Origin of the sequence: Comamonas sp., assembly GCF_009360615.1 — a bacterium.
Classification (GTDB): Bacteria; Pseudomonadota; Gammaproteobacteria; order Burkholderiales; family Burkholderiaceae_C; genus Comamonas.
This window is the reverse complement of the sequence record NZ_SPEY01000050.1, coordinates 22,312-40,782: the sequence shown is the minus strand read 5'-3', so window position 1 is coordinate 40,782 and position 18,471 is coordinate 22,312. Positions and strand designations below refer to the sequence as shown.

The following is an 18,471-nucleotide window of genomic DNA, read 5'->3' as shown; positions in this document are numbered from 1 at the left end:
AGGGGGAGAAAGTCATTCAAGGGGAGATAATCCACACCCATGCCTTCGTTCACGCCCAAACAGCTCGTTCTTCTTGTCTTGCTCACCATGGTCTGGGGGCTGAACTGGCCGGTCATGAAGCTCGGCGTACAGCATTTCCCGCCGCTGAGCTTTCGCATGGCCAGCATGTGGGTGGGTCTGCCCATTCTGGCGCTCTTCGTCGCCACAAAGGGCCTGCCGCTGAGCATACCGCGCAGCTACTGGGGCGAGCTGGCCAAGCTCTCGCTGTTCAACATGGTGCTCTGGCACTGCCTGATCATCATTGCCATCCCGACGCTGTCCAGCGGGCGGGCGGCGATTCTGGGCTACACCATGCCCATCTTCTCGGCCGTATTCGGCAGCCTGTTCTTCCGGGAGCGGCTGGGCGCACGCGCCTGGGCCGGCGTGGGAGCGGCCCTTGCCGGCGTGCTGCTGCTGCTGTGGCATGAGGTTGGCGCCCTGGGCAGCAAGCCCCTGGGCGTGCTGCTGATGCTGGTGGCCGCCGCCGGCTGGGCCTGGGGCACGCAGCTGTTGCGCCGCACGGAGGTGCCGGTACCGCTGATGACGCTGTCGCTGTGGATGGTGACCATCACCACCGTGGTACTGACCGTGCTGGCCTTTGTTTTCGAGCGAGGACAGTGGCATGCGCCCGACCAGAGCGCGCTGGCTGCCATCGCTTTCAATGGTGTTCTGGTGCTGGGCTTTGCCCAGGCCGTGTGGTTCTATCTGGCGCGCAGCCTTCCCCCCGTGGCGTCCACGCTGAGCGTGATGATGATTCCGGTGCTGGGCGTGTTTGCGGGTGCCTGGTGGCTGGGCGAGATCCTGCACTGGCAGGACTGGACCGCCGTCTGCCTGATGGTGGTGGCCATTGCCTCGGTGCTCTGGCCAGCCAGGGACAGCCGTTAGCTTTCCGGCTGCTGCGCCCTGCACACGGTGTAGCGCAGCTCTGCCATGCCGCGGCCCATCTGCTGCACGGACTGCAACTGCAGCACCGGACTCAGCAACCGGCGCGGCAACAGAGGCTTGCCCTGACCCAGAGTGGCCGAGCCGATCTGCACGATCACCTCGTCCAGCAGACCCGCGTCATGAAACTGGCCTGCCAGGTCTCCACCGCCCACGATCCAGAGGTTCTTGTCCCCGGCCTCCGCCCTCATGCATGCCTGCACGGGCCGCACATCGCCGCTGACAAAGCGCACATCGGCACCCTCGATCAACGGCAGCCGTCGGCTGGAGAAAACCCATGCAGGCTGCGCATATGGCCAGGCCGCGCCGGTCTCGCGCTTCACCGCGTCGGCGTTGCGGACCATCCATTCATAGGTGGCCGAGCCCATGGCCAGCGCACCGACCTGGGCAATGAAGCCTGGATAGCTGGACTGCGTCAGGCTGCCCAGGGGAAACAGCCAGTCCAGAGAGTCGTCCTCGGTGGCAAGAAACCCGTCCAGGCTGGAGGCGGTGTAGTACTGAGTCTTCATGATGGCGCATAGTGTGCCCTGGCCGCGCCGGCCCGGGCGGCAGCCCGCCTGCCCTCCGAAGAAGAACAGGCCCGGCAGCGACCAGGGATCGTCTTCCCTGGTCCACCGGAGCGATATTGCGCGCCCTGGCCGACAGGATGGCGCACAGCGGCCCCTGGTCTTCGCGGCAGGAGAGCACTTCCTGCCCGATCCACAGGCTAGCAAGCTTGAGCCATCGGCAGCGGCCAGGTATTGGATGCTGTAGCCCACGGTGGCCTTGGCCCATCCCGGCGGGCGACACGGCGGCAATCAGGCCCAGACTCTCATCGTGGCGAGTGGCGTGCATGGACACACCCGACAGGCCGGCAAGGTCCGAACTCTGCTGGGCGACCGGGCTCACAAGCCCCGGGATGGGCAATGGATGGAGGCCATGTTCACACCGTGTGCGTCCACGCTACGGCCATCAAAAAACGCACCGTGTCGCCACGGTGCGTTTTTCGGGAGATGGGATTGTCGGGGCGATCAGGCCGCAGCGATTTCCTTCTTCGCAGAGCGCGCCTGCATGAACTTGCCCAGTCCGACCACCAGCACGGCGCCGGCAGCAGCGGCGGCATAGTGCAGCCAGGGGTGAGCCATGGTGTAGCCATGCAGCAGGTTGTCGTTGACGATGGTCTCGCCACCCACCCAGCCGATCAGCGCAGCGCCCAGCGTGACGATGACAGGGAAGCGCTCCATGAGCTTGATCATCAGCGTGGAGCCGAAGATCACCAGGGGAATGGAAATGGCCAGACCCAGGATCAGCAGCACCATATTGCCCTGGGCGGTAGCCGCCACGGCAATCACGTTGTCCAGGCTCATCACCAGGTCGGCAATCAGGATGGTACGGATGGCGGTCATCATGGAGCCATGGCCCTTGGCCTCGCCTTCACCGTCTTCGTCGCCGGTCAGCAGCTGATAGCCGATCCACAGCAGCAGGCAGCCGCCCACGACCTGCAGGAAGGAGAGTTCCAGCAGCTTGGCTGCCACCACGGTCAGCACGATACGCAGCACCACGGCAGCGCCGGAGCCGAACATGATGGCTTTCTTCTGCTGTTCAGGGGGAAGCGAGCGCGCGGCCAGCGCGATGACCACGGCGTTGTCGCCGGAGAGGATGATGTTGATCCAGATGATCTTCACCAGGCCGATCCAGAAATCGGCACTATTGAGAAATTCCATTTGTGACTCCACTGTTTTGAATACGAAAGCGCCGCATTGCGCGGCGCTTTCTTTTAAGAGTGGAGGCAGTGTAGGGCGCGGAGCCCGTCTTGCCAGTTCGTAATACTGCGTAAATTCAACGCCGTATCACGAACTTTCTGCACGGGCTTACTTCTTCAGCAGGCCTTGCAGCAGGCGACCCATCTCGGAAGGGTTGCGGGTGATGGTGAAGCCGCACTCTTCCATGATGGCCAGCTTGGCGTCAGCCGTGTCGGCGCCACCGGAGATCAGGGCACCGGCGTGGCCCATGCGCTTGCCGGGAGGCGCTGTCACGCCAGCGATGAAGCCCACGATAGGCTTCTTCATGTTGGCCTTGCACCACTGGGCAGCTTCGGCTTCGTCGGGACCGCCGATTTCACCGATCATGATCACGGCATCGGTGTCGGGATCGTCGTTGAAGGCGCGCATCACGTCGATGTGCTTCAGACCGTTGATGGGGTCGCCACCGATACCGACAGCCGAGGACTGGCCAATGCCCAGTTCGCTCAGCTGAGCCACGGCTTCGTAAGTCAGCGTACCGGAACGGGACACCACGCCCACGCGGCCCTTCTTGTGGATGTGACCGGGCATGATGCCGATCTTGATTTCGTCAGGCGTGATCAGACCGGGGCAGTTGGGGCCCAGCAGCAGAGTCTTCTTGCCGCCGGCAGCTTCCTTGGCCTTCATCTTGTTGCGCACTTCCAGCATGTCGCGAACGGGGATGCCTTCGGTGATGCAGATGGCCAGGTCCAGATCGGCTTCAACCGCTTCCCAGATGGCAGCAGCAGCGCCTGCGGGAGGCACGTAGATCACGGACACGGTAGCGCCGGTTTCCTTGGCAGCGTCCTTGACGGAACCAAAGATTGGGATGTCGAAAATCTTTTCGCCAGCCTTCTTGGGGTTCACGCCTGCCACGAAGCAGTTCTTGCCGTTCGCGTATTCCTGGCACTTTTCAGTGTGGAACTGACCGGTCTTGCCAGTAATGCCCTGGGTGATGACCTTGGTGTCTTTGTTGATAAAGATCGACATGTTTCTATCTCCGGGGCGTATTACTTAACGGCAGCAACGATCTTGGTCGCTGCTTCAGCCATGGTGTCAGCAGCGATGATGGGCAGACCGGAATCCTTGAGGATCTGCTTGCCCAGCTCTTCGTTGGTGCCCTTCATGCGCACGACCAGAGGCACGCTCAGGTTCACGGCCTTGCAGGCGGTGACCACGCCGTTGGCGATGGTGTCGCACTTCATGATGCCGCCGAAGATATTGACCAAAATACCCTTGACTTCAGGGTTCTTGAGCATGATCTTGAAGGCTTCCGTCACCTTCTCGGCCGTAGCGCCGCCGCCCACGTCCAGGAAGTTGGCAGGTTCGCCGCCGAACAGCTTGATGGTGTCCATGGTGGCCATGGCCAGACCGGCGCCGTTCACCAGGCAGCCGATGTTGCCGTCCAGGGAGATGTAGGCCAGATCGAACTTGGAGGCTTCGATTTCGGCAGCGTCTTCTTCGTCCAGATCGCGGAAGGCCACGATTTCGGGGTGACGGAACAGCGCGTTGGGGTCGAAGTTGAACTTGGCGTCCAGGGCCATCAGGTCGCCCTTGGAGTCGCAGTTCAGGGGGTTGATTTCCACCAGCGACGCATCGGTGTCCATGTAGCACTTGTAGATCTTGGCGAACAGATCCACGGCCTGGTCCACGGACTTGCCTTCCAGACCGATGGCAGTTGCCACCTTGCGCGATTGCGCCTCGGTGATGCCGGTCAGGGGGTCGATCATCTCGGTGATGATCTTTTCGGGTGTGGAGTGAGCCACTTCCTCGATGTCCATGCCGCCTTCGCTGGAAGCGATCAGGGCCACCTTCTGCGTGGCGCGGTCCGTCACCAGCGACACATACAGTTCGTTCTTGATGTCGGCGCCGTCTTCGATGTACAGGCGGCGAACCTTCTGGCCTTCAGGGCCGGTCTGGTGAGTCACCAGCTGCATGCCCAGGATCTGCTCGGACAGCTTTTGCACGTCCTCGATGGACTTGGCAACCTTCACGCCGCCGCCCTTGCCGCGGCCACCCGCGTGAATCTGGGCCTTCACCACCCACACGGGTCCACCCAGCTTCTGGGCTGCTTCAACAGCCTCTTGCACGGTAAACGCAGGGATGCCACGGGGAACGGGCACACCAAATTGGCGCAAGATTTCCTTGCCTTGGTACTCATGAATCTTCATGACTTTGTCTCTCTGAACTGAGGGGAAATACCCGCTTGCCACCGACTCGGAGAGCCTGGCCATCGGGTTCATATGACATGGCGAGCAGGAATGTACCATGCTGCACCGCGCAAAACGACACCCGAACATGCGCAAAATCCACAATTTCACGCATCTTTGTCGTGTTCCGGAAACAGCTGCAATGCCTTGAATTCCTTAGGGAAATGATTCCTACACGATATCTTTTGCTCCCGCAACTTTCTTATGTCTTATATACGAGTCAAGGACATTGAGGCAGCGGCTGGCAATGTGCTGACAACCGCGAATAGCTGCCAGCTCTACTGGGCCATTCGCACCAGACCTGCCTAAAAGACGGGCCGTGCGCATGCCTGGCCAGATTCAAGGACAATCACCGCTCGGAAAGCGGCAATGGTGCCGCAGGCAGCGGCATATACCCAACAAAGAAATGCGCGCGCCGGTGCAGGAGAAAATTGCAATGGCAAAAGTCTTTATTGACGGAGAAGCAGGAACCACGGGTCTGCAGATCCGTGATCGTCTGGTCGATTTTGCGGGTGTGGAACTGGTCAGCATCGACCCCGCACTGCGCAAGGACCCGGCCGCCAAGCGCGCTCTGATTGCCGGTGTGGATCTGGTCATCCTCTGTCTTCACGACGATGCCGCCCGTGAAACGGCCGCCATGGTGGACTCCATCACCGCGCAGACCGGTCGCGCCATCAAGATCATCGACGCCTCCACCGCCCACCGCACGGCCGCAGGCTGGGTCTACGGCTTCCCCGAGCTGCGAGCCGGCCAGCTCGAGGCGGTCAGGAACGCCACCCGCGTCTCCAACCCCGGCTGCTACGCCACGGGTGCCATCGCCCTGCTGGCACCGCTGGTGGCGGCCGGCCTGATTCCTGCCGACTACCCCGTGAGCCTGCCCTCCGTGTCGGGCTACACGGGCGGCGGCCGCACCATGATCGAGGCCTACGAAGGCGGCGAGGCCGCCCCTTACGAGGCCTACGCGCTGGGCCTGTCGCACAAGCACATTCCCGAAATCCTGCACTACACCGGCATGACCCGCCGCCCCGTTTTCATCCCTGCCGTGAGCAACTTCGCCCAGGGCATGCTGGTGCAGCTGCCGCTGCATCTGGACCTGCTGCCCGGCGCCCCCAAGGCCGCCGACCTGCATGACGCCTTGGCCAGCCATTACGCCAAGACCAACACCAGCGCCAACTGGGTGAGCGTGCTCCCGCCCACGGACGACAACAAGCTGGCCGCCGATACCCTGGCCAATACGAACAAGCTGGAGCTGCGCGTGTTTGCTAATGAGCAATATCGCCAGGCCGTGCTGATCGCGCGGCTGGACAATCTGGGCAAGGGCGCGAGCGGCGCTGCCGTGCAGAACCTGCAGATCATGCTGGGTCTGTAAGACCTGCGCTCCGACCCGCCAGGGTTGCGATGGCTGCAGGCGCTTGCCCGACGGGCACCAGCGCCTGCATGCACTCCACATTCCACAATGCACGACCATCGGGCTTGGCTCCGCTGGCCGTGCTTCCCAGACCGTACGCAACAGGCCGGCGCAAGACGGCTGGCCACACCGGAGGCGGCCGCCCGAGCCCGGATTCCAGTGCCCCGGATGGCATGGGCCGGCTTGGTTTATCCTTGCCGACTCCTAGGATTTCAGGTTTCCTGCCAGCCGTTGCGGTCCGGCGCCGCAGCGGCGGCGTTGCCCTCCGTGGCGACGGCAGCTTTTGCAAAGGTTTCCCTCAGATGACTCGCAAGGCATCAGGCGCGCCGGGCCAGGATGGCCATGACCACCTGCAACGCAATCTCACCAATCGCCACATACAGCTGATCGCCATCGGCGGCGCCATCGGCACGGGTCTGTTCATGGGCTCGGGCAAGACCATCAGCCTGGCCGGCCCCTCCATCATCTTCGTGTACATGACCATCGGCATCATGCTGTTCTTCGTGATGCGGGCCATGGGCGAGCTGCTGCTGTCCAATCTTCAGTACCGCTCCTTCATCGATTTCTCTGCCGATCTGCTGGGCCCCTGGGCGGGCTTTTTCACAGGCTGGACCTACTGGTTCTGCTGGATCGTCACCGGCATCGCGGATGTGATTGCCATCACCGGCTACGCACAGTTCTGGTTCCCCGACATCCCGCAGTGGCTGCCTGCCATTGCCTGCGTGCTGCTGCTGCTGGGCCTGAACCTGCTGACGGTGAAGCTGTTCGGCGAGACCGAATTCTGGTTTGCCATGATCAAGATCGTGGCCATCGTGACGCTGATCGGCGTGGGCCTGTGGATGGTGTTCTCGGGCTTCGTATCGCCGGCAGGCCGCCACGCTGCGCTGGCCAATCTGTGGAATGACGGCGGCATGTTCCCCAACGGCCTGATGGGCTTCTTTGCAGGCTTCCAGATTGCAGTGTTCGCCTTTGTCGGCATCGAACTGGTGGGTACCACCGCCGCCGAAGCCAAAGATCCGGAGCGCACGCTGCCGCGCGCCATCAACTCGATTCCGGTGCGCATCATCGTCTTCTACGTGCTGGCGCTGGTGGCCATCATGACCGTCACCCCCTGGCGCGACGTGGTGCCGGGCAAGAGCCCGTTCGTGGAACTGTTCGTGCTGGCCGGCCTGCCCGCTGCAGCCGGCGTGATCAACTTCGTGGTGCTGACCTCGGCCGCCTCCTCGGCCAACAGCGGGGTGTTCTCCACCAGCCGCATGCTCTATGGCCTCTCGCTCAAGGGGGATGCGCCCCAATCCTTCGGCACCCTGTCCTCTCGCAGCGTGCCCTCGCGCGGCCTCATGTTTTCCTGCGTCTGCCTGCTGGCCGGTGCTTTCCTGATGTGGATGATTCCCGATCTGATGGAAGCCTTCACCCTGGTGACCACGGTATCGGCGATTCTGTTCATGTTCGTCTGGTCGCTGATTCTGCTGTCCTACATCGCGTACCGCCGCCAGCGCGCCGAGCTTCACCGGGCCTCCCGGTTCAGGATGCCCGGCGGCGTCCCCATGTGCGTGGCCTGCCTGGCCTTCTTCGCAGGTATCCTGGTGCTGCTCACCCTCAAGGACGACACGCGCCAGGCGCTGATCGTCACGCCGCTGTGGTTTGTGGTGCTGGGTGTGGCCTACCAGTTCGTGCGCAAGCGCGCCGCGGTCGGTGTGGTGGCAATTCAGTAAGCTCGGCGCACAATGCGCGGCATTCTTGTTTTGGATAGCAGCTGGCGCTTTCCCAGCATGGAATTTCAGGTGTTTCGCCTGAAATTCCATATCTGACAGGCGCAGGTAGCTATCGTTTTGATAACCAGACCTGCCCCATGTCCCCCAATCCAAACCTGCAGCAGCGCGCCACCTTGATAGGCCTGCTGGCCGTGCTCTGCTGGAGCTGCACCGTGGGCCTGATGCGCGCCGTGGCCGAGCCGCTGGGCGCGGTCGGCGGCGCGGCCTGCCTCTACACCATGGCCGCACTCTGCATCGCCGTGGCGCGCGGGCGCAAGGGCTGGCACGAGCTGACCCGCTGGCGCAGCATGCATCCGGCCTATCTCTGGGGCTGCGGCCTGCTGTTCGTGGTCTACGAGATCTGCCTGTCCGTGGCCGTGGGCCTGGCCCACGACCGCAACCAGGCCATGGAGATCGGGCTCATCAACTACCTCTGGCCCAGCCTCACCATCGTGCTGGCCGTGCTCTGCGGCCAGCAGACTGCGCGCTGGTGGCTATGGCCCGGCGTGCTGATCTGCCTGTGGGGCCTGGCGCGAGTGCTGGGCGGCGAGAGCTTCAGCCTGCCGCTCATGTGGAGCCATGTGCTGGGCAACCCGCTGGCCTATGGCATGGGTTTTGCCGCCGCCCTGCTCTGGCCGGCCTATTCGCTGCTGGCGCGCCGCCATGGTGCAGGCTTCAACGCCGTGGGCCTGTTCGTGACCTGGACGGCCTTGGCGCTGTGGCTCGAATGGCTGCTGCTGGGCGACCCACAGCCCATGCGCTGGAGCTGGCTCACCGCCGGCCAGGTGGTTCTGGTCGGCGCACTCACGGCGCTGGGCTACAGTTGCTGGGAGCATGGCATCCAACATGGCCGGCTGGCCCTGCTGGCCGCGGCGTCCTACTTCACGCCCGTGCTCTCGGCGCTGATGGCCAGCGCCCTGCTGCAGGTGCTGCCGGGCTGGAGCTTCTGGCAGGGCGTGGCCCTGGTCACGCTGGGCTCGCTGATCTGCTGGTGGGCGACACGCAGCAGCCGGGACTAGGCCGGCACCACGCCCGCCCGGGCCCTCAGGCAGTCAGCCAGATGCCGAAGCCGAGCACGACGGCATGCCCGGCCAGCAAGATCCACAGCAGCGTCCAGGGCGGCTCGGTCAGGCCCTGCAGCATCTCCTGGATGCGGGTGCCCAGAAAGGCGCGCAGCGCCGGATCGTCCTTGCCGCCTTCGCTGCCCCACTGGGCGCGCGAGTGGCCCCATTCCTCGAGCAGATCGGCCAGCGGCAAGCGATTGAGCACGCTGCGCACCACGAACTGCACGGCACGTCCGTTGCCGACCCAGGGCTGCAGATGCTCCATCGCCGCTCCCACGGTGAGCAGGTCCGCCGCCTTGTGCATGGCCTTGTGAGCGCTGGGCAGGGCCTCGATGCGCTGCGCCAGCATGGCCGCCAGGCGCTCGGCCAGACCCTGGCCGTAGCGCGCCACCAGCTTGCCTGCCGCGCGGGCGCGGCCCAGCTGCAGACCGACCATGAGATAGGCGGGAATGATGAAGATGAGCACCACGGCCACCAGCAGCGGCGGCGACATCAGCAGGCTGATCACGGCGCCGTAGATGCCGGTATGCGCCGAGGCATGAATGCCCTGGCCGGGATCGGCCATCAGGCGGGAAAAATAGAATACGGCCGCGCCACAACCCAGCACCAGGGCCAGGAACGCACCCAGCATCAGTCCACCCAGCAGCGATTTGCCGGCACTCAGACCCACGCGCAGTGCGGACGGGGCGTCAGGGGGTTGCGAAGCAGTCGGCACGTGGGCCCCTCCATTGCAAGAAGCAGTTCTCTCGTCCAGCAGGCGGGAGCGGCTGCAACTCAGTCCTCGTCCTCGCTGTCGGATCCAGGGGAGTATGGGGCATCGCGCAGCACGCGTGAAGCCACGTCGGCCGAAAAGCCGCGCGAAGCGAGAAAGCGCAGCTGCCTGGCCTTTTCCTTGATGTCGACAGGCACGCTGCCAAAGCGCTTGCGCCACAAATCGCGCGCACGCTGCAGCTCGCTGCCGCGCAGCTGCTCGCCCGCCTGGCGCACGGTCTCGTCATCCAGCCCCTTGCTGCGCAGGTCGTGCACCAGACGGGCTGCACCGTAACGGCCGGCCTTGCTGCGCAGTACGGACTCGACCACGCGCTCCACGCTGATGAAGCCGCGCCGCTCCAGCTCGTCGAGAACGGCATTCAGATCATCGCCCTCCTCCACATGGGTGGCCAGCTTGCGCTGCAGCTCCAGCCGGGAATGCTCGCGCTGCGCCAGCATCTTGAGGGCGCGGCCCTTGAGTGAGAGCTTGGCAAAGCTCATGCTCGGTTCTCTCCCATAAAAAATGCGCAGGGACCGCCTGCGCAAAGATGGCTAACTTTTTGCTCTGCAAGGCTTGAGCCCAGGCCGGCCAGCCGCCGGGCCGCGAAGATCTCGCTGCCCGCGGTGACGCAATGGTTCAGGAAATCAGGCCTCGATCACCCCATCCTTGTCCACCTTGCCCTTGCCGCCCTTGGCAGGCTTGGCTTCGGCGGCGGCAATCCCGTCCACGGGCAGCAGCTTGATGCCCAGGCTCTCGCGCACCTTGTTCTCGATCTCGATGGCCAGCGCGGGGTTCTCGCGCAGGAACTCACGCGAGTTGTCGCGGCCCTGACCGATTTTTTCGCCGTTGTAGGCATACCAGGCACCGCTTTTTTCCAGGATCTTGGCGTTCACGCCCATGTCCAGAATCTCGCCTTCACGGCTGATGCCTTCGCCGAACAGGATATCGAACTCGGCCGTCTTGAAGGGGGGCGAGACCTTGTTCTTCACGACCTTGACCTTGGTTTCGTTGCCGATGGCTTCGTCGCCCTTCTTGATGGTGCCGGTGCGGCGGATATCCAGACGCACGGAAGCATAGAACTTCAGCGCATTGCCGCCGGTGGTGGTTTCGGGCGAGCCGAACATCACACCGATCTTCATGCGGATCTGGTTGATGAAGATGACCATGCAGTTGGTCTTCTTGATCGTGGCCGTCAGCTTGCGCAGGGCCTGACTCATCAGACGGGCCTGCAGTCCGGGCAGGGCATCGCCCATCTCGCCTTCGATTTCGGCCTTGGGCGTCAATGCGGCCACCGAGTCGATGACGATCAGATCCACGGCCCCCGAGCGCACCAGGCTGTCGCAGATTTCCAGGGCCTGTTCACCGGTGTCGGGCTGGCTGATCAGCACCTCGCCGAGGTTCACGCCCAGCTTCTGGGCGTAGCTGGTGTCCAGCGCATGTTCTGCGTCGATGAAGGCGCAGGTGCCGCCCTGCTTTTGCATCTCGGCGATGACCTGCAGCGTCAGCGTGGTCTTGCCCGAGGATTCGGGACCGTAGATTTCAATCACGCGGCCGCGCGGCAGACCACCCACGCCCAGCGCGATATCCAGACCCAGAGAGCCGGTGGAGACGACCTGAATGTCTTCGATGGCCTCACCTTCACCGAGCTTCATGATGGTGCCCTTGCCGAACTGCTTTTCGATCTGGGCCAGGGCGGCTGCCAGGGCTTTGGCTTTTTCGCTGTTGGCGTCGTTGGTCTTGGCGATGGCGTTCATATCAGGCTCCGAAGTAGGTGAATGACTGTCTGTGGCCAGCCCTGTCTTTACATTCAGGCTGGATGCTTGAACAGTAGTTTATGAGCTTGTATCGGCTGTGCGTCCAAATATTTAGTCAGTTTGCCTTACTATTTACCCATGTCTGAAATTGCACCTGTCACCCCCGCCGAAGATGCCTGGCGCCAGACCCATCTGGGCCGCCTGCTCGGCCATGCCATGCGCCGCTTCGACGCACGCGTGCTGCAGCTCATGGCACGCGATGTGGAGGTGCCGCTGGCCCTGTCCAACCTGGCGGCGCGCGACAAGGTGGGGGCCGCCCATATCCACATCACGCGCCATCTGTCCCTGGCCGGCGACCGGCTCACCGATCTGGCCGACAAGGCCGGCATGAGCAAACAGGCCATGGCCGACCTGGTGACGCAGTGCGAGGCCTGGGGCCTGGTCACGCGCGCGATCGACCCGCACGATGCGCGCGCCAAGCGCGTGCGCTTCACCGATGCGGGCCTGGTCTGGCTGCGGGCTTTTCACGATGCCGTGCGCCAGGCCGAGGCCGAGTTCCGCGATGCCGTGGGCGAGGACGTGGCCACCGTGGTGGCGCTGGGCCTGGAAGCCTATGCCGAAGGCTACTGAGGCCTGACGCCTGCGAGCGCCTGTCGACAATTGCGCCGGACGGCGATGGCCCGTCCCTACAATGGCAGCAAAAGTGCAAACAGGCACACATAACAAGCAGGAGACTGACATGCGCATACTGATTGCCGAAGACGACCAGGTGCTGGCAGACGGCCTGCTGCGCACGCTGCGCAGCTCGGGTGCCGTCGTCAGCCATGTGGCCAACGGCAGCGAGGCCGATACTGCCTTGCTGACCAGCAGCGAATTCGATTTGCTGATTCTCGACCTGGGCCTGCCCAAGGTGCACGGGCTGGAAGTGCTCAAGCGTCTGCGCGGGCGCGGCGACGCGCTGCCGGTGCTGATTCTCACGGCCGCCGACTCCATCGAGGAGCGGGTCCAAGGCCTGGACTACGGCGCCGACGACTACATGGCCAAGCCGTTTGCGCTGTCCGAGCTGGAAGCGCGCGTACGCGCCCTCACGCGCCGCGGCATGGGCGGCGCCAGCTCCACCATCAAGCACGGCCCGCTGGTCTATGACCAGACGGGCCGGGTCGCGACCATCGACGGCAAGATGGTGGAGCTGTCGGCGCGCGAGCTGGGCCTGCTGGAAGTGCTGCTTCAGCGCGCCGGCCGCCTGGTCAGCAAGGACCAGTTGGTGGAGCGCCTGTGCGAATGGGGTGAAGAGGTGAGCAACAATGCCATCGAGGTCTATATCCACCGTCTGCGCAAGAAGATCGAGAAAGGGCCGATCCGCATCGCCACCGTGCGTGGCCTCGGTTACTGCCTGGAAAAGATAGCTCCCCCCTGAGCGGCGGTGCCTAGGCGGCCCCGCCGCTTCCCCCCGAGGGGGACGATGGCCTTTGCTGCGGGGCGGCCCTTGCTGGCCATCCCTGAGTTGGAATACGCCAGTTTTACAAGCATGAAAATTTTTCAGCGTGAGCAGCGATCCCTCTTCGGCGAGATCCTCGACTGGATGCTCACGCCGCTGCTGCTGCTGTGGCCCGTGAGCCTGGCGCTGACCTGGCTGGTGGCCCAGGGCCTGGCCAACAAGCCCTTCGACCGTGCGCTGGAGTACAACGCCCAGGCCCTGGCCCAGCTGGTCATCGTGCAGCGCGGCAAGGTGCAGTTCAATCTGCCGCAATCGGCCAGCGAGATCTTGCGCGCCGATGAGTCGGACACCGTGTTCTTCCAGGTCAGCGGCACCAGGGGCGAATACCTGGCGGGCGAGCGCGACCTGCCCCGCCCCCCCGCCACCGACGAAGACCCACCCACGGGCACGGTGTTGCTGCGCGACGAGGAATACAAGGGCATCGACCTGCGCGTGGCCTACATCTGGGTGCGCATGCCGCTGCCCGACGAGCCCAGCGCCCTGGTGCAGGTCGCGGAAACGCGCGAGAAGCGCAGCGTGCTGGCCACGGAAATCATCAAGGGGGTGATGCTGCCGCAGTTCGTCATCCTGCCGCTGGCTGCCTTGCTCGTGTGGTTGGCGCTGGCACGCGGCATCAAGCCGCTGCACCGCCTGGAAGAGCGCATCCGTGCGCGCAAGCCTGAAGATCTCTCGCCCATCAACCACAAGGATGTGCCGCTGGAAGTGGTGCCGCTGGTCGATTCGGTCAACGATCTGCTGCAGCGGCTGCATGACTCCATCGCCACGCAAAAGCGCTTTCTGGCCGACGCCGCCCACCAGCTCAAGACCCCGCTGGCAGGGCTGCGCATGCAGGCCGACCTGGCCCAGCGCGAGGGAACGAATACCGAGGATCTGAAGCGCTCCCTGGCGCAGATCGGCCGCTCCAGCATGCGCGCCACACATACCGTCAACCAGCTGCTGGCACTGGCGCGGGCCGAAAGCGCCGTGCCCGCCATGCAGGGCTGCAACCTCGTGCGCATCGTCACCGAAGTGGTGCAGGACTGCCTGCCGCGCGCCATGGACAAGCACATCGACCTGGGCTACGAGGGTGCCAGCGCCGGCACGCCCGGTGTCTGGCTCAACGGCAACGCCACGCTGCTGACCGAGCTGGTGCGCAATCTGGTGGACAATGCCATCAACTACACGCCCTCGTCCAGCGCCCTGCCGGGCGTGGTCACCGTGCGCGTGCAGGCCGATCATTTCGGACAAATCCTGTTGCTGCAGGTGGAAGATTCCGGTCCTGGCGTTCCGCTGGCGGAGCGCGACCTGATCTTCCAGCCCTTTTACCGTGCGCTGGGCTCCGAAGCCGACGGCTCCGGCCTGGGCCTTCCCATCGTCATGGAAATCGCACGCCAGCATGGCGCGCAAGTGCTGCTGCAAGACGCCAGGCCCGGTCATGTGCCGCCGGGAGCGCTGTTCACCGTCCGCTTCAGGGCCATGCCGGGACAGCAGTGAAGCCGTGCCTCGGAGTGCACCAACTTGGTGCCCCGCTGACCCGAAAGACCGCGCCAGGCGTGGCTTTGCGCCCATTGGGCCGGATTCGCATAACGGTAACTGCGTATCTGACAAGCCCTCGCTTACCCTAGAATCAATTCGATCATGGGTTGTCTGAAGAGTCGCTATTTGTGCTCCGCAGGACAGCAATTTGGAATCACTGGATCCTGGGAGCTTTTCGATGCAACGTCGTCAATTCATCTACACCGCCGCTGCTGCCGCAGCCGCTTCTTCCTTCTCCGGCATGAGCATGGCGCAGGACGCCTCGCGTCCTCTGCGCATCGTCGTGCCCTTCCCTGCCGGCGGCCCTACCGACATGGTGCCCCGCAACATGCAGGATGTGCTGATCAAGCTGCTGGGCGGACAGGCCGTCGTGATCGAAAACAAGGCCGGAGCCGGCGGCTCCATCGGCATGGCCGAAGTGGCCCGCGCCACCGATGGCGTGACCTTCGGCATTGCCACGCTGTCCACGCATGGCGTGAACCCGGCCGTTTTCAAAAAGCTGCCCTATGACGCCACCAACGACTTCGTGGGCGTGACCGAGATCGTCAAGGCTCCCGGCGTGCTGGTGATCAACCCCAAGCTGATCCCCGTGAAGACTTTCGCCGAGTTTGTGGCCTACCTCAAGGCCAACCCCGGCAAGGTGTCCTTCGCCACTCCCGGCAACGGCACCATCGGCCATATGTGGGGCGCCCAGTTCCTCAAGAGCACGGGCACCGAAATGCACCATATCCCCTACCGTGGCTCGGCTCCGGCCATCAACGACGTGCTGGGCAACCAGGTGCCGGTGTACTTCGACCAGGTGAACTCGTCCCTCCCCCACATCAAGTCGGGCAAGGTGCGCGCCCTGGCCGTGTCCTGGCACGAACGCCTGGACGTGCTGCCCGACGTGCAGACCTATGCCCAGGCTGGTCACCCCGATCTGAACGAGCCTTCCTGGTTCGGCCTGGTGGCCCCCAAGAACACGCCCGCCGCGCAGGTGGAACGCGTGCAGAAGGCCATCGTGGCAGCCCTGAAGGACCCTGCCGTCAAGCAGCGCATGGCTGCTCAAGGCCTTTACCCCTCGGGCACATCGAGCGCCGATTTCACCAAGCAGATCGCCAGCGAGGTGGCCAAGATGAAGAAGCTGGCCGCGGCAGCCAATATTCATCTGGACTAAAAGCAGGAGCTGGTTGCGTATGCTGCAACTGGCTTGCCAATGCAAAAGGCCTGCAAATGCAGGCCTTTATTACGTCAGAGGCTACGAAAATCACTTGGGACAGGCCTGCAAGGCCTTGGGCACCAGGTTCTTGCCGGCCAGTGCCGCCACTTCGTTGCGCAAGGTGGGCGTGGCCTTGGGCAGGCGCAGCGCATAGGTGGTCACGTCGGGGCGCTCCTGCACCACGCGCGCGGTACGCACCCCCTGGCGGGCAAATGCGGCCAGCTGGCGCTGGGCGGCCTCTTCCGTCGAAAAACGCCCCAGCGACAGGCCAGGCTCGAAGCTGCCTCCTGCCCGGTCGAAATCGATATTCATCAGGCGCAGCTCACCGCGCTTGCGATCCATGAATTCAGCATCGGGAAACTTGCCCATATAGACCATCCAGCGCCCGCCCTGGTGATTGGCCACCAGCTCCCAGTCGCTTCTGGGCTTGCCCGCCAGCGCGCGGCGAATGCTGTCGGCCTGCGCCTCCTCGATGCCGCTGGCCTGATAGCAGGTCTCGGGCTCCTTGGCCGCTGTTTTGCTGTCCCTGGCCGGCCTGGCATCGTCGGCTTTGGCCTCGGGCCTTGCCTCGGGCTTGGTGTCCGTTGCCGCATCGGGCCTGGGAGCCGGCGTGTCATCGTCCACTGCGGGTGCCTCGGACGACTCGGTCCTCGCAGGTTCGACCGACGGAGCCGGCGCCGCTGCAGGCGGCTGCAGCACCAGCGCATCGGGTTTGATCTGCTCCTGCAGGCGCTGCGGCTCGGACTGGGTCTCCGGCACCAGCCCCATTGCGGCCAGATAGCCATGGCTCCAAAGGTAGTAACCCGCATTGCCCAGCACCAGGAGCAGGAAAACGATTCTCAGCATAGGTATCTCATATCAGTTGTCCAGGGCCCACCGCCGCGCGCGAGCCGTCGGGCAAAGGCCGGGCCAGCGCCTGGAAAGAGGGCGCCCCGCAACGGCGAAGGACGCGAAGCAGCTCCGCAACATCACCATCTCAAGCCTGCAGCGGGGTGCTGGACGGACGCACGCTGATTTCCGAGCTGGTCACGGCCTGTACCCCCGTCGCGGTGCGCACCAGAAAGCCGCCATCGGCCGCCACGCCCTGGGCCACGCCGCTGGTGCCGTCGCTCAGAGTCACCCCGCGACCGGCCAGCAGGTCGCGCTGGGCAAAACGCTGCATCAGCGGAGCAAAACCGTGCTGGGCAAAGCTTTGCACCTCGGCCACCAGATTGGGCAGTATGCACGCAAGGGCCGTGGGTGCGTCCAGCGCGGCATCGAGTTCCTGCAGACAGGCTGGGGCCGTGCGCATGCCGTCACCGGGGCGGGGGCGGACATTGATGCCGACGCCGATCACGACGTAGCGCGGCGCGGTCATATCGTGCTGGTGCGCGCCGACGAAGCTGGCAGTCTCGATCAGAATGCCGGCGAGCTTGCGATCGCCTTCCAGCCACAGATCGTTGGGCCATTTGATCCCGATGCGAGGCGTCGCGCTGCCGGCAGCCGGCAGATGGGGCTGCAGGCTCTCGGCCACGCTCACCCCGACCGCCAGCGACAGACCCGACCAGTCGCGCGGCGCCAGCGGCAGGCCCAGCGAGAACATCAGCGAATCCCCGACGCCGCTGACCCAGTTGCGCCCCAGCCGACCTCGGCCCTGCGTCTGCTGTTCGGCAATCAGCAGCACCGGCTCCGCCAGCCCGTCGCGGGCGCGGCGCATGAGCTCGGTGTTGCTGGAGTCGATGCTCGGCAGCACCTCGACCGTGAAGCCCGGCAGCTGCGGCGCGACGACTTCCCACAAGGCTTCGGCATTCCAGTGAATCGGCTGAGTCATTTTCTTTATCCAAAATTTCTATGCAGCGAGCACGCCTTGAACAAGCATGCTCCAACTCAGAGACGCCGAGCAAGAGCCGCCTCGCGGCGATGGCGTCGTCCCCCTCCCGCAACGCGAGAGAGGGGGAAGCGGCGGGGCCGCCTAGGCAAAGCCGCTCAGGGGGTGCAGTGAGGCATCGGCGGTTTCCAGCCCCTTTTGGGGGCCAGCATGGTGCCCCGGCAGTTCGCCGCACCGCAGTAGCAGGCATATTCGGCCTTGAGCCTGGCCGTGTAGCGCTCCTCCACCATCAGGCCGTAGTCGTAGTTCAGTTCCTCGCCGGCGGCAATATTGCGCAGTGCAATGATGTAGATGCGGCCGTCGATCTCGTCGGTATAGCAGTTGGGATCGCAGCTGTGGTTGATCCAGCGCGAGGAGTTGCCCTTGTGCGTGGCATCGATCACGCGCTCATCATCGACCTGGAAGTAGAAAGTGTGATTGGGCTGGGTGGGATCATGCGGATGACGGTCCTGCGCCTCCTGCCAGTCAATCACCTCACCCACGTACTCAATAAGGACTTCGCCTTGCGCAATATCCTGCGCGGCGAAAACGCCTTTGCCATGCACGCCGGAGCGCCGGGTCTGGATACGGCGGCCTGTGGAAGAGGCCAGTGATGTGCGGGGCATGTTTTCTCTGATACTTTGAATATGCACACATGTGCGCATGCGCGCGCGTGAGAAGCGAATTGTATGAGCCTGGATTTCGATCCGGGTTCAGGTGGTTAATGACGAC

Annotated in this window: 18 protein-coding genes; 8 read left to right on the top strand and 10 right to left on the bottom strand. The window is 64.1% G+C overall.

All coding sequences use genetic code 11. The features are described 5' to 3' along the window. Positions 1-39: 39 nt before the first annotated feature. The gene (locus E2583_RS14235; protein ID WP_291596788.1) at positions 40-924 is read left to right on the top strand and encodes a DMT family transporter; all 885 of its coding nucleotides are present in this window, start codon (positions 40-42) and stop codon (positions 922-924) included. Here the strand turns inward: E2583_RS14235 and E2583_RS14230 are convergent. The 4 genes from E2583_RS14230 to sucC all read right to left on the bottom strand — a co-directional run bounded on the left by E2583_RS14230 (position 921) and on the right by sucC (position 4,912). Continuing rightward, positions 921-1,490 carry a dihydrofolate reductase family protein gene (locus E2583_RS14230; RefSeq protein ID WP_291596785.1) on the bottom strand — a complete coding sequence of 190 codons (570 nt, stop codon included), beginning with the start codon at positions 1,488-1,490 and terminating at the stop codon, positions 921-923. The two genes, E2583_RS14235 and E2583_RS14230, sit on opposite strands and share 4 nt — an antisense overlap. A gap of 501 nt (positions 1,491-1,991) precedes the next feature. Continuing rightward, a complete protein-coding gene (locus E2583_RS14225) occupies positions 1,992-2,684 on the bottom strand; it encodes a TerC family protein (RefSeq protein ID WP_291596783.1) in 693 nt (230 codons plus the stop codon). Positions 2,685-2,831: 147 nt separating this feature from the next. Further along, positions 2,832-3,731 carry a succinate--CoA ligase subunit alpha gene (gene sucD / locus E2583_RS14220; protein WP_003060065.1) on the bottom strand — a complete coding sequence of 300 codons (900 nt, stop codon included), beginning with the start codon at positions 3,729-3,731 and terminating at the stop codon, positions 2,832-2,834. 20 nt (positions 3,732-3,751) lie between these two features. Continuing rightward, positions 3,752-4,912, bottom strand: coding sequence for an ADP-forming succinate--CoA ligase subunit beta (gene sucC / locus E2583_RS14215; RefSeq protein WP_291596781.1), 1,161 nt, complete (start codon positions 4,910-4,912; stop codon positions 3,752-3,754). A 475-nt stretch (positions 4,913-5,387) separates the two neighbouring features. On the opposite strand from sucC, the gene argC reads away from it, so the two are divergent. From argC to yddG, 3 genes are all read left to right on the top strand, one after another. Continuing rightward, positions 5,388-6,320 carry an N-acetyl-gamma-glutamyl-phosphate reductase gene (argC, locus tag E2583_RS14210; protein ID WP_291596779.1) on the top strand — a complete coding sequence of 311 codons (933 nt, stop codon included), beginning with the start codon at positions 5,388-5,390 and terminating at the stop codon, positions 6,318-6,320. A 341-nt stretch (positions 6,321-6,661) separates the two neighbouring features. Further along, positions 6,662-8,074, top strand: a complete 1,413-nt coding sequence (gene cycA / locus E2583_RS14205) for a D-serine/D-alanine/glycine transporter (RefSeq protein WP_291596777.1) — start codon at positions 6,662-6,664, stop codon at positions 8,072-8,074. A 137-nt stretch (positions 8,075-8,211) separates the two neighbouring features. Continuing rightward, a complete protein-coding gene (yddG, locus tag E2583_RS14200; protein WP_291596774.1) occupies positions 8,212-9,132 on the top strand; it encodes an aromatic amino acid DMT transporter YddG in 921 nt (306 codons plus the stop codon). A gap of 25 nt (positions 9,133-9,157) precedes the next feature. On the opposite strand, the gene E2583_RS14195 is transcribed toward yddG, so the two are convergent. From E2583_RS14195 to recA, 3 genes are all read right to left on the bottom strand, one after another. After that, on the bottom strand, positions 9,158-9,892 hold the full coding sequence (locus E2583_RS14195; protein WP_291596772.1) for a hypothetical protein: 735 nt from the start codon (positions 9,890-9,892) through the stop codon (positions 9,158-9,160). A 59-nt stretch (positions 9,893-9,951) separates the two neighbouring features. Further along, positions 9,952-10,428 carry a recombination regulator RecX gene (recX, locus tag E2583_RS14190; protein ID WP_291596770.1) on the bottom strand — a complete coding sequence of 159 codons (477 nt, stop codon included), beginning with the start codon at positions 10,426-10,428 and terminating at the stop codon, positions 9,952-9,954. Positions 10,429-10,572: 144 nt separating this feature from the next. Next, positions 10,573-11,682, bottom strand: a complete 1,110-nt coding sequence (recA, locus tag E2583_RS14185) for a recombinase RecA (RefSeq protein WP_291596768.1) — start codon at positions 11,680-11,682, stop codon at positions 10,573-10,575. A gap of 138 nt (positions 11,683-11,820) precedes the next feature. Between recA and E2583_RS14180 the strand changes: the two genes are divergently transcribed. From E2583_RS14180 to E2583_RS14165, 4 genes are all read left to right on the top strand, one after another. Continuing rightward, complete coding sequence (locus tag E2583_RS14180) at positions 11,821-12,312, top strand: MarR family winged helix-turn-helix transcriptional regulator (protein WP_291596766.1); 492 nt, start codon at positions 11,821-11,823, stop codon at positions 12,310-12,312. A gap of 109 nt (positions 12,313-12,421) precedes the next feature. Then, positions 12,422-13,099 carry a response regulator transcription factor gene (locus tag E2583_RS14175; RefSeq protein ID WP_003064757.1) on the top strand — a complete coding sequence of 226 codons (678 nt, stop codon included), beginning with the start codon at positions 12,422-12,424 and terminating at the stop codon, positions 13,097-13,099. Positions 13,100-13,210: 111 nt separating this feature from the next. Beyond that, positions 13,211-14,653 carry a sensor histidine kinase gene (locus tag E2583_RS14170; protein ID WP_291596762.1) on the top strand — a complete coding sequence of 481 codons (1,443 nt, stop codon included), beginning with the start codon at positions 13,211-13,213 and terminating at the stop codon, positions 14,651-14,653. Positions 14,654-14,873: 220 nt separating this feature from the next. Then, on the top strand, positions 14,874-15,851 hold the full coding sequence (locus E2583_RS14165) for a tripartite tricarboxylate transporter substrate-binding protein (RefSeq protein WP_291596759.1): 978 nt from the start codon (positions 14,874-14,876) through the stop codon (positions 15,849-15,851). Positions 15,852-15,941: 90 nt separating this feature from the next. Here the strand turns inward: E2583_RS14165 and E2583_RS14160 are convergent, their stop codons facing one another. The 3 genes from E2583_RS14160 to E2583_RS14150 all read right to left on the bottom strand — a co-directional run bounded on the left by E2583_RS14160 (position 15,942) and on the right by E2583_RS14150 (position 18,365). Next, positions 15,942-16,739: an SPOR domain-containing protein gene (locus E2583_RS14160; RefSeq protein WP_291596757.1), complete on the bottom strand. Its 798-nt coding sequence runs from the start codon at positions 16,737-16,739 to the stop codon at positions 15,942-15,944. A gap of 130 nt (positions 16,740-16,869) precedes the next feature. Further along, positions 16,870-17,703, bottom strand: coding sequence for a biotin--[acetyl-CoA-carboxylase] ligase (locus E2583_RS14155; RefSeq protein WP_291596755.1), 834 nt, complete (start codon positions 17,701-17,703; stop codon positions 16,870-16,872). Between the two features lie 155 nt (positions 17,704-17,858). Beyond that, positions 17,859-18,365: an SET domain-containing protein-lysine N-methyltransferase gene (locus E2583_RS14150; RefSeq protein ID WP_291596753.1), complete on the bottom strand. Its 507-nt coding sequence runs from the start codon at positions 18,363-18,365 to the stop codon at positions 17,859-17,861. Positions 18,366-18,471 lie beyond the last annotated feature (106 nt).

What these genes read in the sequence shown, in the direction of transcription:
- E2583_RS14235 (WP_291596788.1), top strand. Translation starts at nt 40, where the DNA reads ATGCCTTCGTTCACGCCCAAACAGCTCGTTCTTCTTGTCTTGCTCACC.
- E2583_RS14230 (WP_291596785.1), bottom strand. Translation starts at nt 1,490, where the DNA reads ATGAAGACTCAGTACTACACCGCCTCCAGCCTGGACGGGTTTCTTGCC.
- E2583_RS14225 (WP_291596783.1), bottom strand. Translation starts at nt 2,684, where the DNA reads ATGGAATTTCTCAATAGTGCCGATTTCTGGATCGGCCTGGTGAAGATC.
- sucD (WP_003060065.1), bottom strand. Translation starts at nt 3,731, where the DNA reads ATGTCGATCTTTATCAACAAAGACACCAAGGTCATCACCCAGGGCATT.
- sucC (WP_291596781.1), bottom strand. Translation starts at nt 4,912, where the DNA reads ATGAAGATTCATGAGTACCAAGGCAAGGAAATCTTGCGCCAATTTGGT.
- argC (WP_291596779.1), top strand. Translation starts at nt 5,388, where the DNA reads ATGGCAAAAGTCTTTATTGACGGAGAAGCAGGAACCACGGGTCTGCAG.
- cycA (WP_291596777.1), top strand. Translation starts at nt 6,662, where the DNA reads ATGACTCGCAAGGCATCAGGCGCGCCGGGCCAGGATGGCCATGACCAC.
- yddG (WP_291596774.1), top strand. Translation starts at nt 8,212, where the DNA reads ATGTCCCCCAATCCAAACCTGCAGCAGCGCGCCACCTTGATAGGCCTG.
- recX (WP_291596770.1), bottom strand. Translation starts at nt 10,428, where the DNA reads ATGAGCTTTGCCAAGCTCTCACTCAAGGGCCGCGCCCTCAAGATGCTG.
- recA (WP_291596768.1), bottom strand. Translation starts at nt 11,682, where the DNA reads ATGAACGCCATCGCCAAGACCAACGACGCCAACAGCGAAAAAGCCAAA.
- E2583_RS14180 (WP_291596766.1), top strand. Translation starts at nt 11,821, where the DNA reads ATGTCTGAAATTGCACCTGTCACCCCCGCCGAAGATGCCTGGCGCCAG.
- E2583_RS14175 (WP_003064757.1), top strand. Translation starts at nt 12,422, where the DNA reads ATGCGCATACTGATTGCCGAAGACGACCAGGTGCTGGCAGACGGCCTG.
- E2583_RS14170 (WP_291596762.1), top strand. Translation starts at nt 13,211, where the DNA reads ATGAAAATTTTTCAGCGTGAGCAGCGATCCCTCTTCGGCGAGATCCTC.
- E2583_RS14165 (WP_291596759.1), top strand. Translation starts at nt 14,874, where the DNA reads ATGCAACGTCGTCAATTCATCTACACCGCCGCTGCTGCCGCAGCCGCT.
- E2583_RS14160 (WP_291596757.1), bottom strand. Translation starts at nt 16,739, where the DNA reads ATGCTGAGAATCGTTTTCCTGCTCCTGGTGCTGGGCAATGCGGGTTAC.
- E2583_RS14155 (WP_291596755.1), bottom strand. Translation starts at nt 17,703, where the DNA reads ATGACTCAGCCGATTCACTGGAATGCCGAAGCCTTGTGGGAAGTCGTC.
- E2583_RS14150 (WP_291596753.1), bottom strand. Translation starts at nt 18,365, where the DNA reads ATGCCCCGCACATCACTGGCCTCTTCCACAGGCCGCCGTATCCAGACC.